Source organism: Chryseobacterium taichungense, from assembly GCF_900109935.1.
GTDB classification, from domain to species: Bacteria; Bacteroidota; Bacteroidia; order Flavobacteriales; family Weeksellaceae; genus Chryseobacterium; species Chryseobacterium taichungense.
This window is the reverse complement of record NZ_FOBV01000008.1, coordinates 105,466-120,903: the sequence shown is the minus strand read 5'-3', so window position 1 is coordinate 120,903 and position 15,438 is coordinate 105,466. Positions and strand designations below refer to the sequence as shown.

The following is a 15,438-nucleotide window of genomic DNA, read 5'->3' as shown; positions in this document are numbered from 1 at the left end:
CCATCATTAATGTCAATTCTTAGTAAAAAATATAAATTTTATAAACAGTTGGACTACATGGATTGTGGTCCGACCTGTTTGCGGATGATATCTTCATTCTACGGAGAAGAATATTCACTCGACTATTTAAGAGCCAATTCCTATATTACTAAGAATGGGGTAAGTCTTCTTGGGCTAAGTGAAGCGGCTGAAAAAATAGGATTCAAAACACTGACTGCCAAACTGAGCTACGAACAACTTGTCAATGATGTTCCGCTTCCCTGCGTCCTGCACTGGAATCAGGAGCATTTTATTGTACTCTATGACATCAAGAAAAAGAATCTTTTTCGCAAAAAAGAACAGATTATCATCGCCGATCCCGGGCACACGATGGTAAGAGTGGAAAAAGATGTTTTCGAAAAATGCTGGCTCTCTACCGCCAACAACAAAGGAGTGGCGCTTTTACTGGAACCCACACCTGATTTTTATCGTAATGAAGAAGGGATAGAGAAAAATAAAAGCGGTTTTGGTTTCTTGCTGGGATACCTCAAACCGTATAAAAAATATTTTGCACAGCTGGTTCTGGGGATGGTGCTGGCAAGTTTGATCAGTATGTGTTTTCCTTTCCTCACACAGAGTTTGGTAGACTTCGGGATTAACAGGAAAAATTTAAGCTTTATTCATCTTATTCTATTTTCCCAACTGCTTTTATTTCTGGGAAGTGTAGCAATAGATATGTTGAGAAACTGGATTCTCCTGCACATCAGTACAAGAATAAGCATCAGTATCATATCCAATTTTTTAATAAAACTGATGAAGCTTCCTGTCAATTTTTTTGAATCTAAAAATGTTGGTGACATTACCCAGAGAATAAACGATCATCACAGAATCGAAACATTTTTAACAGGTTCTACCTTAAATACGCTTTTTTCGATTATCAATCTGTTTGTGTTTTCTTTTATCCTTGGGATTTATAATATTCAGCTTTTAGGTGTTTTTGCCGTAGGAAGCTTACTTTCAATAGGATGGATACTGCTTTTCCTTAAAAGAAGAAAAAATATTGATTATAACAGATTCCAGAGATCGAGGGAAAACCAGAACAGCCTGTATGAAATTATTACAGGAATGCAGGAAATCAAATTGTACAACAGCCAAAAAAGCAGACGTTGGGAATGGGAAAGAATTCAGGCTAAATTATTTAGAGTTAATATTAAAAGTCTTTCTCTTGAGCAGTATCAGGAAATGGGTGCTACATTTTTCACCCAGCTTAAAAATATTTTTATCAGTTATCTCGCGGCGAGTCTTGTTGTCAATCAGCAGATTTCACTAGGGGTTATGCTAAGTATCTCGTACATCGTTGGACAGATGAACAGTCCTCTTACACAGATTATTTCATTTATAAAAAGCATTCAGGATGCGCAGATAAGTTTAGACAGATTAAATGAAATTCATAACCGGAAGGAAGAGGAAAGTGATGAGGATTTAATTGGTTTTAATGACAGCAAATATCCTATCCGTCCTGAAAATGATTCAGATTCGCTCTATCTGAGCCATGAATTATTTACTAAAAGATTAAAAGAAAACACGGGTTCCGGGATCGAAATTTCAAATTTATCTTTTCGTTACGGTTCTCCTAAAAGCCCGCTGGTACTGAAGGATATTAATTTATTCATTCCTAAAGGTAAAATTACGGCTATTGTAGGAGCGAGCGGAAGTGGCAAGACAACATTACTGAAATTGCTTCTTAAATTTTACGCCCCAAGTGAAGGAAATATATCAGTCGACGGAATTTCACTTCAGGATATTTCAGCCCAGCTTTGGAGAAACAACGTGGGAACCGTTATGCAGGAAGGATATATTTTTTCTGATTCCATAGCCAGAAATATTGCGATGAAAGGAGAAAGAATCGATGAAGAGAAGCTTTTTGAATCCGTAAGAGTAGCAAACCTGCATCCGTACATTTCAAAGCTTCCGTTAGGATTTACAACCCGGATAGGAAACAGTGGTTCCGGGCTGAGCGGAGGCCAGAAACAGCGGTTATTCATAGCAAGAGCCGTTTATAAAGACCCTAAATATTTATTCTTTGATGAAGCGACAAGTGCGTTGGATGCCAATAATGAGAAAATTATCATGGAAAACCTAAATGAGTTTTATGAAGGCAGAACTGTCGTGGTGATTGCTCACAGATTAAGTACCGTAAAGCACGCAGATCAGATCATTGTAATGAAAGACGGGGAAATTGTAGAACAGGGAAATCATTATGAGCTTGCTAAGAACAAAGGATATTATTTTGAATTAGTAAAAAACCAGCTAGAACTTGGCGCAGCATAATTATGGCAGAATTAGATCAGATATTAGAAGAGAGAAGTGCCGAGATGGAAGAAATCGTAGGCATCATCCCAAGCTGGATTACCCGTTGGGGACTTACATGTCTTTTTATCATAGCGATGATGGGACTATTTGTTTCCTTCTTCATAAAATACCCGGAAACACTTCAGACGACCGTCATTGTACAATCTGAAAATCAGCCCGGAAAAGTGACGGTGAAAAGAGATGATGCCAATCAGATCTTCAACTTTTTAGTGAAAAACGGAGACGAGGTAAAACCAGGAGATACACTTCTCATACACATCGATAAAAACACAGGGAAAGAATACACGACTATAACTCCCATGGCGGGCAAGATCTATCTTTCTAACGGCACAAATGAAAATAATACACTGGACAAAATCATCTGGGTAGTTCCCGAATCTACAGGTTCTGAAATTAAAATAAAATTTCCGGTGAAAGGATCGGGTAATGTGAAAACAGGCCAGACGGTAAAATTCAGCCTGCATGGGTTTCCAAGTCATGAATATGGTTTTATAGAAGGTAAAATTTCTTCGATCTTACCTGTAGAGATAGACGGAATGCATCAGGCGTATGTAAAGCTTCCGGGGAAAAAAATATGGACTTCCGAACAGAAAGAAATTCCTGTAATGCCTGTAATGCAAGGCGAAGGGGAAATCTTGTTAAGTGATAAAAGTATTTTTTATCGCATTTTCGGAAGTGTCTTTTAGAACTGAACTAAATATTTATGTTATCAGAAAATTCATTTAAAAATTATCAGAGATATATCATAAGAAAGCCCACTTTTTCTTATGATATTCTTTTTTTGGAAAAAAATAAAACTAAATCCCTTGAGGAAGTTGTACAAAGCTTATTAGAGAATACATTGTTTACCACATCCATTTTTTGGAGCTCTCCGGATCTGTATAAGACAATTCAGTTGTATAAAAAAGGTGAATTAAAAAAATCAAAAGAGGAGAAGCTGTTCAGTACCCTAAAAAAATACGCCCTGAGAGCCAGCACGAGAGCAACGCCATATGGAACTTTTGCAGGATTGGGAATTATAAATTTTAACAAAGAATGTAAAAGTCAAAAAAAACGTATTGCCAGGATAGATCTTGAGTTTTTGGATGAATTAAAAAAAACAATCGAAAATGATGAAAGAATAAATCCGAGGCTAAAATATACCGTTAATAGTTCTGTCTACCAAATAGCGGGTAATTACAGATTTACAGAGCCATTTTTCTCGCAAAAAGAAAACAAGATAGAATATCAGCTTAGCGCTCTGGAAAAAACTGAATTTATAGATCTTATTTATGATAGCCTGCAGCAAAAAGGTAAAACCTCTTTGGACGACATCAGATCCATGCTTCCTGATGATTTTACTGAGGAAGAAATTATGGAGTTTATTAATGATTTAATTGATTCCGGATTTTTGGTAAGCGAAATTTTTGAGATAAAAGATCTCGATAGTTTAAACGAAATAATCAGTAACATCGAAAACGATCATTTTCCTGACGACAAAAAATATTCAACGTTATTGAAAAAACTGGCAGACTGCATTTCAGTAATAAACAATACAGAACCTGACTTTTTGCCATTAGAAGAAATTAATGAATTAGAAAGCCTTGTTGATCAGTATAATATTGGTTATAAGCATTTTTTTCATATTGATTTTTTAAACAGCGATAAAGATGATTTAAAATACCAGGAACTTTACGATGCATATGCTTCAGATATAGCTTCAGCGATCAATTTTGTGGGTAAGATTCCGAATAGTGAGTCAAGCAATGATAAACTGATAAAGAATTTTATCAATCTTTTCAGAGTTAAATACGAAAATCAGGAATTACCGCTTTTAACGGTTCTGGATAATGAATTTGGGATCGGTTTTCCTGCCGAGAAGTCTCTGGGAAATATCCCTTATGATGATCATTTTTCAGGATACGATAAGAATAAAAGCAGCGAAAGTAAAATAATTGCGCCCAAGCCCAATGCGGCCTGGCTGTATGATAAAATAGAAAATTCCGGACAGGCTTACACGCTTGAGGTAACAGATTCTGATCTTCCGAATACTGCTGTTTACAATAAGAAAATTCCCGGAAATATTACACTCATGGGAAGTTTTCACCAGGAACATTTCTTCATCCAAAATATGGGTGGAGCGAACGCGTCTCTCATCGGAAGGTTTGCGTATCTGGATCGTGAAATTGAAAATTTATGCCTCGATATCCGGAATACTGAAAAAGAGAATAATCCTGAGATTATCTTTGCAGATATCCGTCATATTCCAGCCGGAAAAATTGGTAATGTTGCGCGTAATCAGTCGTTTTCCGATTATGAAATAGGTATTCTTACAGAAGGATCAGTAAAAAAAGAAAATCAGATTGTATTGGGAGATTTGATGATTTCAGTAGAGAATGATGAGGTAATCATACGGTCAAAAAGTTTAAATAAAAGAATTATTCCTAGGCTTTCGAACGCGTATAATTTTAACAACAGTACGATCCCGGCTTTTAGATTTTTATGCGCGCTGCAGTATCAGAATGTTTCAGGATTAAATTTCAACATCGATTACAGTCTCAGTCACAAAAAATTTTTTCCCAGAATTGTATATAAAAAAATCATTCTGCACAGAGCAACATGGATTTTGAGAGAAACGGACGTTGCAGAAATTTTAAAACATCCATCGCCTGTAGATGCTCTTAAGGATTATCTGAAAAGCATCCGGATACAGCAGTTTGTTTCATTGATACACGGGGACAACGAATTGTTTTTAGATTTACATAATGACTCTTATCTCTCACTTCTTCTTGAAGAAATCCGGAAAAAAAATAAAATTGTACTGACAGAATGGCTAATGCCGGCGGAAGATTCGAAATTTGCAGGGCAGATGGTTATTCCATATAGAAACATGAATCCTTATCATTTTAGATTGCCAGTTGAAAAAAAATATCAGAAAGATATCGAGAGAGATTTCATACCCGGTTCAGAATGGTTTTATGCTAAAATATATTGCAGTTCTCCTTTTTCAGATGTTTTAATAAAAGAAGTTTTGGAACCTTTATTATCTGTATGGAAATCGAATGGAATGATCAGGTCATTTTTTTTCATCAGATACACAGATCCCCATTATCATATCAGATTAAGATTGAATTTAAATAATACTTCCTATTTTTCCGAAATTTTACAAAGTTTTTACAAAGCTGTTGATCCTTTCATGAAAAATCATGCGGTGTGGAATATTCAGTTAGATACATACCGGCGTGAAATTGAAAGATATGGCGAAGAATACATGGAGAATACGGAGCTGTTGTTTTGCTACGACAGCAGTTTTTTCATAAATTGTCTTGCTGGCGGATATTTTGATGAGGATGAAAACCACAGACTTTATTCAGCCATAAAAAATATAGATAGCTATTTATCATCATTTGATTTCTGTCTGGATGACAAATTTTATTTTTGCAAAGAAATGGAAGCTGCATTTGAAACGGAATTTGATCAGAATATGAAGAAATCATTATATTCACAATACAGGTCATATTCGAAATCTTTGTATAATTATATGAAAAGTGTAGAACTAAATGAAGCTTTTGCACAAAGAGCGATGAAAATAAAAACCCTGAATCTGAGCAGAGAAAACCTGCCCAGCTTTATACATATGAGCATCAACCGATGGTTTGATTCCAGCCAGAGACAATTTGAATATATGTGCTATATTTTTTTAAAGAATTATTATAACAGACTGTTAAACAATTAAATATTAATGAGCTTTTCTAAAAAAGAGAATGGTATTCTCACATTTGCCGGACTTATAAATTTTATAAAGCACAAAGAACAATATCACGTCAGCATAAGAATTTTATCTCATGTTCTGATGTGGCTGTCCTTTACGCTTTTGCTCTTTTTTGATTACTATCTGGCTCTTAATATCTCTTTTGGGCAGTCAATGTTTTTATCGGTAAGAGTTTTAGTCAGCAGCGCAGTTGTTTTTTATTTATTTTTTTACTGCTTTTTACCGTATGCAAAGAAAAGTAATAATCTGTGGATGATCATTATAGTTGCTCCACTGCTTATCCTTACCTGGTTATTTATAAACAACTTTTTTTATGTTGCAGCGGATTATGTAGGATATGATTTAACTAATCTTTACCCTATTATGGGGAAAGAAAAAGGATATCGCCCCAGCCTGACGGAAGTCTTTAAACTGAAATTTATTATCCTTAATTCATTGTCTGTTATTTATTCCCTTTCGCCCTTCTTTTTTACCAAAATTATTGTGGATGTTACAAGGCTAAATGAGACTAAACTGCGCATTCAGAAGCAAAAATCTGACCTGGAAATAAATAACATTAATATTGAAAAAGAGTTCTTAAAAGCTCAGCTTAATCCGCATTTTTTGTTCAATACCCTTAACAATTTATATGCATTAACGGTGAAAAAAGATGATAAAGCTCCTGAAATTGTCTTAAATTTGTCGGATATAATGGCATATACCTTATATGAATCGAATACAGAAAAGGTTTCTTTACAAAAAGAGCTGGAGTTTATTTCAAATTATTTCGCATTAGAAAAAATGCGTTATCCTGAAGATAAAAAAATTACTCTCACGATAAAGGAGGAAAACCCCGGAAAGGATTATCAGGTTGCCCCACTACTTACATTTGTATTCATAGAAAATGCCTTTAAATACGGTTTAAAAAGCACAAAAGAGCAGTTTGTAAATGTTATCATTGATATACGGGACGATACATTTTTCTTTGTTATAGAAAATGACACTGAAAATGCAGAGAAAGCTGATAGAAGTAATAATTATTTAGGAGGTATAGGCCTTTCCAATGCGAAAAAGCGTCTTACATTATTGTATCCGGATATGCATGAATTATCGGTAAAATATGAAAATGGAGTTTATATGGTTTCTTTAAAAATTAGTTTGAATGAGCAAAGTATTACGTTGTATAGTGATCGATGACGAGCCTTTGGGTAGGGAAGTCATAGAAAGTTTTATTGAAAAAATACCGTTTCTTACCTTATCAAATTCTTTCGGAGATCCGCTGGAAGCACTAGGTTATCTGCAGAATGTGGAAATTGATATTGTGCTGACGGATATCCAGATGCCCAAAATAAACGGGCTCGAACTTATACAATCGCTGCAAAATCCTCCCGCTGTAATTTTCATCACCGCACATCGCGATTTTGCCTTAGACGGTTTTGATACAGGCGCTAAAGATTATCTGGTAAAGCCCGTACGTTTCGATCGGTTCTTAAAAGCCGTCAACCGTGCTAAAGATTATATCGAAAATACCAAAAAGCCCAAAACAGAAGCTCTAACGGACCGGATTTTCATTAAAACAGAAGGGAAACTGGTCAAAATTTTACTAAAAGATATTCTGTATGTAGAAGCTCAGGGTGATTACTTAAAGATTGCAACTGAGAAAACTTCCTACACTACACTTTCTACCATGAAGTCTATGGACGAAGCGCTCAAGCTTCCGGATTTTTTCAGGGTGCAGCGTTCTTTTATTATCAACTTATCCGCTGTTCAGGCCGTAAACGGCAATATGGTGGAACTTAATAATGGCAAGGTCATCTCCTTAGCGATAAGTAAAAAAGAAGAATTATTTTCTATACTGGGTTTGTAATTCGTAGACCTTCAACCTTACTTTTAATCATTAATTAGCAGATCGACTATCAGAGTTTTTAATCTTTGATAGTTGTTCTATTGCGTAAAATCTAATCTGTTAGATAAAATCTGAAAACGATATTAATACTCTTCAACTATTAAAATCGGAGAATTTCATATAATAATCATTTTCTTTTAACCTTGTTTTTTATGTTTCTGTCGGAATTATTGGGCATTCCGACGAACGATTTTGTTTTCATTTTTCGTGTGTTACACATTTGTATCAAAATTAATAACCATGAAAACTGAAATTAAAAAACAAGAGCTTTATAAGCTGAAAGTGAAAAAGAAAGTTGTAAAAAAATCTGAAAGTTCAAAAGATAATACAACAACTGAATTTACAACACCAACCATAACCTGGACAATTTTTTGAGTACAACAATTAAATGCTTCATGGTAAGCCGTAATGATTTACTAATTAACAAACTTGAAACGTTTGTTGAGAAAACTTATTTTTTAGAAATTTTTGATGAAGATGAGCTGCTTTTTGAGGATGGTTATCCGATGTTTATGTTTTTCGATATAGATTCACTAAAGATCGGAGTTCAGAATATGAAGAAAATATTGACTCTGCCGTTTCTTCCGGTTTTCATTTCATCTGTATATTCCCGTGATATTGTTAAGCAGATTATGGGAGATCGATTTTCATACTTTGGTTTTTTAAATAAGAAGTCCAGCTATGATGATTTTATTAAAGAAATCAGCCAGGTTATTGATGAAAAATATAAATAACAATCAAGTACTCATGCTCCTAAAATAAAGAATATCCTTATTTTTAAATATTACTTTCTTCACTCAAATGCGTCAGATAATTTCATCTGACGCATTTTTTAGTTATTTATTTATAAAAATTAATTTCTAAAATTTGAGCTGCATCATCATGAAACTATTAATTGATATGTTAAGGGGATACAGCCATCCTCTGATCCAGAATAATCTCTTTTCTTAACTGGTCTTTAGTATTATTACCTAAAATCCTTCGAAGTGGTTTTCCTTCGTATCTTTCATATACCGACCGGGAATCTGTAAAAGAAATTTTCTCTACTGAATAAATTTCCTTCGGAATATTGCCCCCAAACCACACTTCATCTGGTTTTTGCTTCCATGTTACCTCGTATAAAATAGCATTTTCAGGATAATCAGCATCCGGATGACGTTGAGCATAATTGAAAGCGATATCATTGCCATAAAAAGTTGACATGGTACTGTTTTCAGGATTTATCGAACTTGTAATCGGCTTCATCAATAAAGGGTTTTCCTTTAATTCGTCATTCCGCTGTACAGATGCCGTAAGATTCAGTGTATTTTTAGAATGTTGTTCGCATGAAATTGTTAATAAAAAACAAAAGAACAGGATGATGATATTTTTCATTTCTGAATTTTTTTAAGTTGGGAAATTAAATACAATGGAGAGGTAAATACATGGTCCTGATTCTCCATGGGTTTGTGACATTCTATGCATTCTTTATCAAAATCAGTCGATTCTCCGTAAGGTTTCAGATCATTTCCTTTCCATCGACCCCATCCCCAACCTTTGGTTTCAGCATACTTTTTGGCATCTTTTACCATAAATTCCACCTGCAGGAATTCCCCTGCACCAATGCTGCCATCTTTCTTCATTTGCTGTTTCCATGCGGTTTTTGCAAAGACAGTTCCGTCGGGCCAGGGATTTGTTTGTTTTTCCTGAATGGCTTTCACAGCAATTTCATTACCGAAAATGATACGCATGGTACCATTGTCAAATCGGTCGGTCGTACTGATGGCCTTCCAGTTCCTGTAATCCGGAATATACGGCAAGCCGTTGGGCGATGGTTTTACTGAAGAATGTTTCAGTGTTCCATTTATCCATTCATTATATTGTTTTTCTGCTGAGCTGATCTGTGCACTGTCAGCAATTTTCCTTGGCGAAAGTGTTAAAGCATAATTCTTTAAAATATTAATCTCACTTTGATTCAGCTTTGCATAAGAATGAACTGCTGCATAACTCGGAATAGGCATTTCACCAGATAAAATCTTATTGATAGAATAGTAAATAATAGTATTTTGCTGTGCTTTTGGCCAGGAAGCCCATTTTGAAAAATCCAAAGCTTTTCGGCCATCTCGTATATGGGAAGCGACCAGAAAATTCGCTGGAGTAATTTTATCATACCATCGGAGATTAACTTCTGAAGAATGGCAGTCAAAACAGGATGACCTCAAAATAGCATTCACCTGTTTGGGGACATTTGCAAGATCAGGCGCTTTTGTTCCGTGATCTATTCCCTTAGGACGGAAAAATTGCAGTCCGATAAAGACCGCTAACAGGATCAGTAATAGTTTATTTTTGTTTTTCATCACAAAAAGATTTTATGTTAAATATAATTCAAAGTTATGGATAATCAGTATATTACATAGCTGGCGTGTTGGTGAAAGGGAAAAAAATAAGCATGAAAGCGAATATCAGCCTGTAAATAATTTATTACTTTTGAAATATATAAGAGTTAATGATCATTCGATGAAGAAAATCAAACTTTACATTATCACGTTTCTGGCTGTTAGCGTCGTTATTTTGCTGATCAGTTTTTCTTCTTTTCAATACTTGTACAAGTCTTCCAGGCAGGAGCTTTTTAACAGTAAATTAGAAGCAGGAAAAAGAGAATCGAGGGAAATAGGGAAGTTATTAGAACTGCAACTCAAAAGCGGACTTTCGAAACAGCAAGTCATTCAGAATCTTCAGAACAGCATTATTAATACAGATACCCAAAGTGGATTTATCTGCATGTACAATCAGAAAGGTATCGAACTCTGCCATCCAAATCCTGCGTTGGTGGGGCAGGTTATTGACAAAAGCAATTCAGATTTTATTTCCGGAGAGGTCAGTTCAGGCTTTATTGATATTCTGAATTCTGGAAAAGAGAATACCGGAATCCGTAATTTCAGCAAAAAGTCAGGTCGTTCTTCTGAAATTGTGAGTGTATTTCCGGTATCAGGAAGTGACTGGATGCTGGCTTCCCACGCCAATACCAAAGTGATTGAACAGGAGATCTCCAATTTATATCTTAGATTTTTGCTTATTTTTATCTTAGCAACATTAGTGATTTTAGGAATTAGCTTCTTCCTGATCCGAATGATCTATAAAAAATATGAAAGCTATAAAGAGCGGCAGCTCAACGATCTTAATGATGAGGTTAATGCGCTTACGGCGATGAATACCCAGCTCAATCTTATTCATAACAATTCAAATCCGGACATAGACGGTTCTGATGATCAAACTGCAGAAAATATAAAGAAAAGAATCATCACCTATCATAAAGATGAACTGATTTCTTTGGAAACATCCGAAATAGCATACTTCTTCCTTGAAAATAATACCGTTTATATCAAAACCCATTCTGGCAATCAGTATTCTATCAATTCAAGTTTGGATGAAATAGCAAAAATGCTGGATCAATTTAAATTCTATAGAGCAAACAGACAATATGTTGTCAACATCAGCTCGATAACCAATATTCTTATCTATGGAAAAAACCAGCTCAAAATTATTGTTACGCCGACAAGTTCAGACGATATTCTAATCAGCAAAAACAAAGTGGCGGAATTCAAAAAATGGCTTGAGCAGTAATTAGCCTTTAATTGATTTGCTTACTTATTTTAAAATTTAAAATGATTCTTAACGAAACATTTTATAATTTTGCAGAAGTGAAAAAAGTGATCTCGATACTATTGCTTAGCTTATACTTGGTTTCTACAACCGAGCTGTATCAGTTTTTGAAAGTTCCGGCTCTTATTGAACATTACCTGGAGCATAAGGAGCAGAATCCTGCTATTACTATCGGTTCTTTCTTCAAAATCCATTATGACAATCCGGTAAAAGATTCAGATTACACCAAAGATCAGCAGTTACCATTTGTTTCGCATGCTGCACATCTTGTAGTGGTATGTACACCCGCGACACCTTTTACTTTTCAGTTTTCTGACAGAGAATCCAACCCGATTATTAAATCTAAACAGACTTTTTACAAAAGCATCTTTTACAATAAAGATATTCTCAATTCCATCTGGCAGCCGCCGAAATCTTGTTGATTTTATTTCGAATTCTTCTCAAAAATATTTTTGAGAACGTTTTGATATTAAGTTAATCAACGATATGTTCATTAATTTTTTATCAGACGATCAAACTTATTTATTCATAAGCATTTGCTAGAATAGTAAATTCAGATAGAGATATTTATCTGTAACATATTTATCTATCATCTGTTATCTATTATCTATCATCTGCTAATAAGCTCACAAATCATTATGCTTACAAAAATCATTGAGTTTTCTGTAAAGAATAAACTCATCATTGCGCTGTTGATTTTGGGATTGATAGGCGTGGGTTCCTATCAGGTCACCAAACTTCCGATAGACGCAGTTCCGGACATTACCAACAATCAGGTTCAGGTTATCACCATTGCTCCCTCATTTGGGGCAACGGACATCGAAAGACTGGTAACATTTCCCATAGAACAGGCAAACAATAACATTTCAGGATTAAAAGAAATCCGCAGTTTTTCACGTTTCGGATTATCGCTCGTTACCATTGTCTTCGAGGATGATATCGATATTTACTGGGCAAGACAGCAGGTGGCAGAAAGGCTTCAGCAGGTTCAGACCCAGATTCCTCAGGGAATAGGAACCCCCGAATTAGGGCCTATTTCCACAGGTTTAGGCGAAATATTTCAATACGTAATTCGTCCCGAAAAAGGCTACGAGAAAAAATACAACATTACAGAACTCCGCACTATTCAGGACTGGATCGTGAGAAGACAGCTTCTTGGGGTGAAAGGAGTTGCCGAAGTCAGCAGTTTCGGAGGCAAATTAAAACAATACGAAATTGCCGTCAATCCCGACAGATTAAACGCTTACGGAATCACCATCAATGATGTTTTCGATGCTTTAAACACCAACAATCAGAACACAGGAGGAGCTTATATCGAAAAAGGACCTACCGTTCTATACATCCGCAGCGAAGGTCTCATCGGAAATATCGAAGACATCAAAAATATAGCGATTGCTTCCAAAACCAATGAAATTCCATTGTTTATAAGAGACGTTGCAGAGGTGAAAACCAGCTTTGCCACAAGATACGGAGCCATGACCTTCAACGATCAGGGAGAAGTTTCCGGTGCAGTGGTAATGATGCTGAAAGGCGAAAACAGCAATCAGGTCATTAAAAACGTTAAAGAAAAAATTGCACAGATTCAGAAAACACTTCCGAAGGGAGTCGTAATAGAACCATTCCTCGATCGTACAAAAATGGTAAACAATGCCATCGGAACTGTTGAGAAAAATCTTACCGAAGGTGCATTAATTGTTGTTTTCGTACTGGTTTTGTTTCTCGGAAATGTACGTGCAGGACTGCTTGTAGCTTCCGTTATTCCTTTGGCAATGCTTTTTGCCATCTGTATGATGAATCTTTTCGGAGTCAGCGGAAACCTGATGAGTCTCGGTGCATTAGATTTTGGTTTGATTATCGACGGAGCGGTGATTATTGTAGAATCAGTCCTGCATCAGTTCAGCCATAATTCAAAGTTTAAAAAAATATTCTCCGTTGGAAAAGAGGAAATGGACACCATTGTTATTCATTCTGCCGGAAAAATGATGAATAGCGCGGTTTTCGGTCAGATCATTATTCTCATCGTCTATCTTCCGATTCTTACCTTACAGGGAATTGAGGGGAAAATGTTCAAACCGATGGCGCAAACTGTCGCTTTTGCTTTATTAGGAGCATTTTTATTGTCGTTAACCTACATTCCGATGATGAGTTCTTTGCTGTTGAGAAAGAGAAGTTCAAAACCGAGTTTATCTGACCGGATGATGAAAAAAGTGGAGAAAATCTATCTGAAAACCCTGCTTAAAATCTTGAGAGTTCCGAAAATGGTATTCTCCATCGTGGCTGTACTTTTCGTATTGGCAATTTTCATTCTCAGCAGAATGGGAGGGGAGTTTATTCCTTCGCTTGAAGAAGGAGATTTTGCGGTAGAAACCAGAGTTTTGCCGGGAAGTAATCTGAATACAACCATTGAAAGTACACAAAAAGCCGCCCATATACTGAAATCAAGATTCCCGGAAGTGGAAAAAGTAGTGACAAAAATCGGAAGCGGAGAAGTTCCTACAGACCCGATGCCAATGGATGCAGCCGATTTAATGGTGATTCTTAAAGATAAAAAAGAATGGACTTCTGCTTCCACATTCCCTGAACTGGCAGATAAAATGACCAAAGAATTACAAGATGTTCCCGGAATTACGGTAAGTTTCCAGTTTCCTGTGCAGATGCGTTTCAATGAACTGATGACCGGAGCGAGACAGGATGTTGTCGTGAAAATTTTCGGCGATGATCTGAATATACTTTCTCAGAATGCCCAGAAATTGGGGAAAATAATCGAAACCGTAGACGGAGCGCAGAATCTTTACATTGAACCGATTGCCGGAATGCCGCAGGTAACCATAGAATACAACCGTCCTGTTATTGCGCAGTATCATTTATCTATTTCCGATATCAACCGGATTGTGAATGCTGCATTCGCAGGGCAGAGTACAGGTCTCGTTTTCGAAGGCGAAAAACGTTTCGATATGGTCGTTCGTCTCGATTCTAAAGTCCGTAAAAATGTGGATGATATTAAAAATCTGCTCGTTCCGACTCCGTTTGGAAACCAAATTCCGCTTTCCCAGCTTGCAAAAGTTGAGGTAAAAAACGGACCGAATCAGATTCAGAGAGAAAATGCACAACGCAGAATTGTTGTTGGATTCAACATTAAAGGAAGAGACGTTCAGAGCATCGTGGAAGAGCTTCAGACTAAAGTCAACAAAGAGATGAAACTTCCGACAGGTTATTATATGACCTACGGAGGTTCTTTTGAAAACCTGACCAATGCAAAACAACGCCTGATGATCGCTGTTCCGGTTGCATTGGCGCTCATTTTTGTCATGTTGTTTTTAGCATTCAATTCCGTCAAAGAAAGTCTTCTGATTTACACGGCAATTCCACTATCAATTATTGGCGGCGTATTTCTTCTGGCTTTGAGAGGAATGCCTTTCAGTATCAGTGCAGGAGTGGGATTTATCGCGCTTTTCGGAGTGGCTGTTCTCAACGGAATCGTTCTGATCTCAGAATTCAACAGACTATACAAAAGCGGGATCAGGAATATCGTAAGAATTGTTATTGATGGCGGAGAATCCAGGCTTCGTCCGGTTTTGATGACGGCTTTCGTGGCCTCTTTAGGATTTATCCCGATGGCACTGAGCAACGGAGCCGGAGCAGAAGTTCAGCGTCCGTTGGCAACTGTGGTGATCGGAGGTTTGCTGGTGGCAACCTTCCTTACCCTTTTTGTATTGCCGCTTCTTTATGTAACCATTGAAAAAGGATTTAAAATGAAATCGCCATCATTTGGAAAACGCAAACGCCTATGAAGAAAACGCGATTACAT

The 15,438-nt window shown here is 36.3% G+C and carries 12 protein-coding genes; 10 read left to right on the top strand and 2 right to left on the bottom strand.

The window, feature by feature from the left end:
* The first annotated feature begins 9 nt into the window (after window positions 1-9).
* From BMW64_RS16455 to BMW64_RS16430, 7 genes are all read left to right on the top strand, one after another.
* The gene (locus BMW64_RS16455; RefSeq protein ID WP_090001094.1) at window positions 10-2,310 is read left to right on the top strand and encodes a peptidase domain-containing ABC transporter; all 2,301 of its coding nucleotides are present in this window, start codon (window positions 10-12) and stop codon (window positions 2,308-2,310) included.
* 2 nt (window positions 2,311-2,312) lie between these two features.
* The gene (locus BMW64_RS16450) at window positions 2,313-3,038 is read left to right on the top strand and encodes an HlyD family secretion protein (protein WP_090001092.1); all 726 of its coding nucleotides are present in this window, start codon (window positions 2,313-2,315) and stop codon (window positions 3,036-3,038) included.
* Between the two features lie 17 nt (window positions 3,039-3,055).
* Complete coding sequence (locus BMW64_RS16445) at window positions 3,056-6,067, top strand: lantibiotic dehydratase (RefSeq protein WP_090001089.1); 3,012 nt, start codon at window positions 3,056-3,058, stop codon at window positions 6,065-6,067.
* 6 nt (window positions 6,068-6,073) lie between these two features.
* Window positions 6,074-7,279, top strand: coding sequence for a sensor histidine kinase (locus BMW64_RS16440; protein ID WP_090001088.1), 1,206 nt, complete (start codon window positions 6,074-6,076; stop codon window positions 7,277-7,279).
* Window positions 7,245-7,949 carry a LytR/AlgR family response regulator transcription factor gene (locus tag BMW64_RS16435; protein ID WP_090001086.1) on the top strand — a complete coding sequence of 235 codons (705 nt, stop codon included), beginning with the start codon at window positions 7,245-7,247 and terminating at the stop codon, window positions 7,947-7,949. Before BMW64_RS16440 ends, BMW64_RS16435 begins: the two co-directional genes overlap by 35 nt.
* Window positions 7,950-8,228: 279 nt before the next feature.
* Window positions 8,229-8,363: a hypothetical protein gene (locus BMW64_RS21045; RefSeq protein ID WP_262484237.1), complete on the top strand. Its 135-nt coding sequence runs from the start codon at window positions 8,229-8,231 to the stop codon at window positions 8,361-8,363.
* Window positions 8,360-8,722: a hypothetical protein gene (locus BMW64_RS16430; RefSeq protein WP_143052717.1), complete on the top strand. Its 363-nt coding sequence runs from the start codon at window positions 8,360-8,362 to the stop codon at window positions 8,720-8,722. The genes BMW64_RS21045 and BMW64_RS16430 overlap by 4 nt, the downstream gene beginning before the upstream one ends.
* A gap of 169 nt (window positions 8,723-8,891) precedes the next feature.
* Here BMW64_RS16430 and BMW64_RS16425 read toward each other — a convergent pair whose 3' ends face one another.
* Window positions 8,892-9,362, bottom strand: coding sequence for a hypothetical protein (locus BMW64_RS16425; protein ID WP_090001082.1), 471 nt, complete (start codon window positions 9,360-9,362; stop codon window positions 8,892-8,894).
* Entirely contained in the window at window positions 9,359-10,324 is a 966-nt protein-coding gene (locus tag BMW64_RS16420; protein ID WP_090001080.1) for a cytochrome P460 family protein, read from the bottom strand. The genes BMW64_RS16425 and BMW64_RS16420 overlap by 4 nt, the downstream gene beginning before the upstream one ends.
* Before the next feature lie 160 nt (window positions 10,325-10,484).
* Here BMW64_RS16420 and BMW64_RS16415 point away from each other — a divergent pair, with 160 nt between their 5' ends.
* The 3 genes from BMW64_RS16415 to BMW64_RS16405 all read left to right on the top strand — a co-directional run bounded on the left by BMW64_RS16415 (window position 10,485) and on the right by BMW64_RS16405 (window position 15,421).
* Window positions 10,485-11,591 (top strand): LytR/AlgR family response regulator transcription factor, encoded by a 1,107-nt coding sequence (locus tag BMW64_RS16415; RefSeq protein WP_090001245.1) that lies wholly within the window; start codon window positions 10,485-10,487, stop codon window positions 11,589-11,591.
* Between the two features lie 41 nt (window positions 11,592-11,632).
* Window positions 11,633-12,052 (top strand): hypothetical protein, encoded by a 420-nt coding sequence (locus tag BMW64_RS16410; RefSeq protein ID WP_090001078.1) that lies wholly within the window; start codon window positions 11,633-11,635, stop codon window positions 12,050-12,052.
* A gap of 216 nt (window positions 12,053-12,268) precedes the next feature.
* The gene (locus BMW64_RS16405; protein ID WP_394332266.1) at window positions 12,269-15,421 is read left to right on the top strand and encodes an efflux RND transporter permease subunit; all 3,153 of its coding nucleotides are present in this window, start codon (window positions 12,269-12,271) and stop codon (window positions 15,419-15,421) included.
* Window positions 15,422-15,438 lie beyond the last annotated feature (17 nt).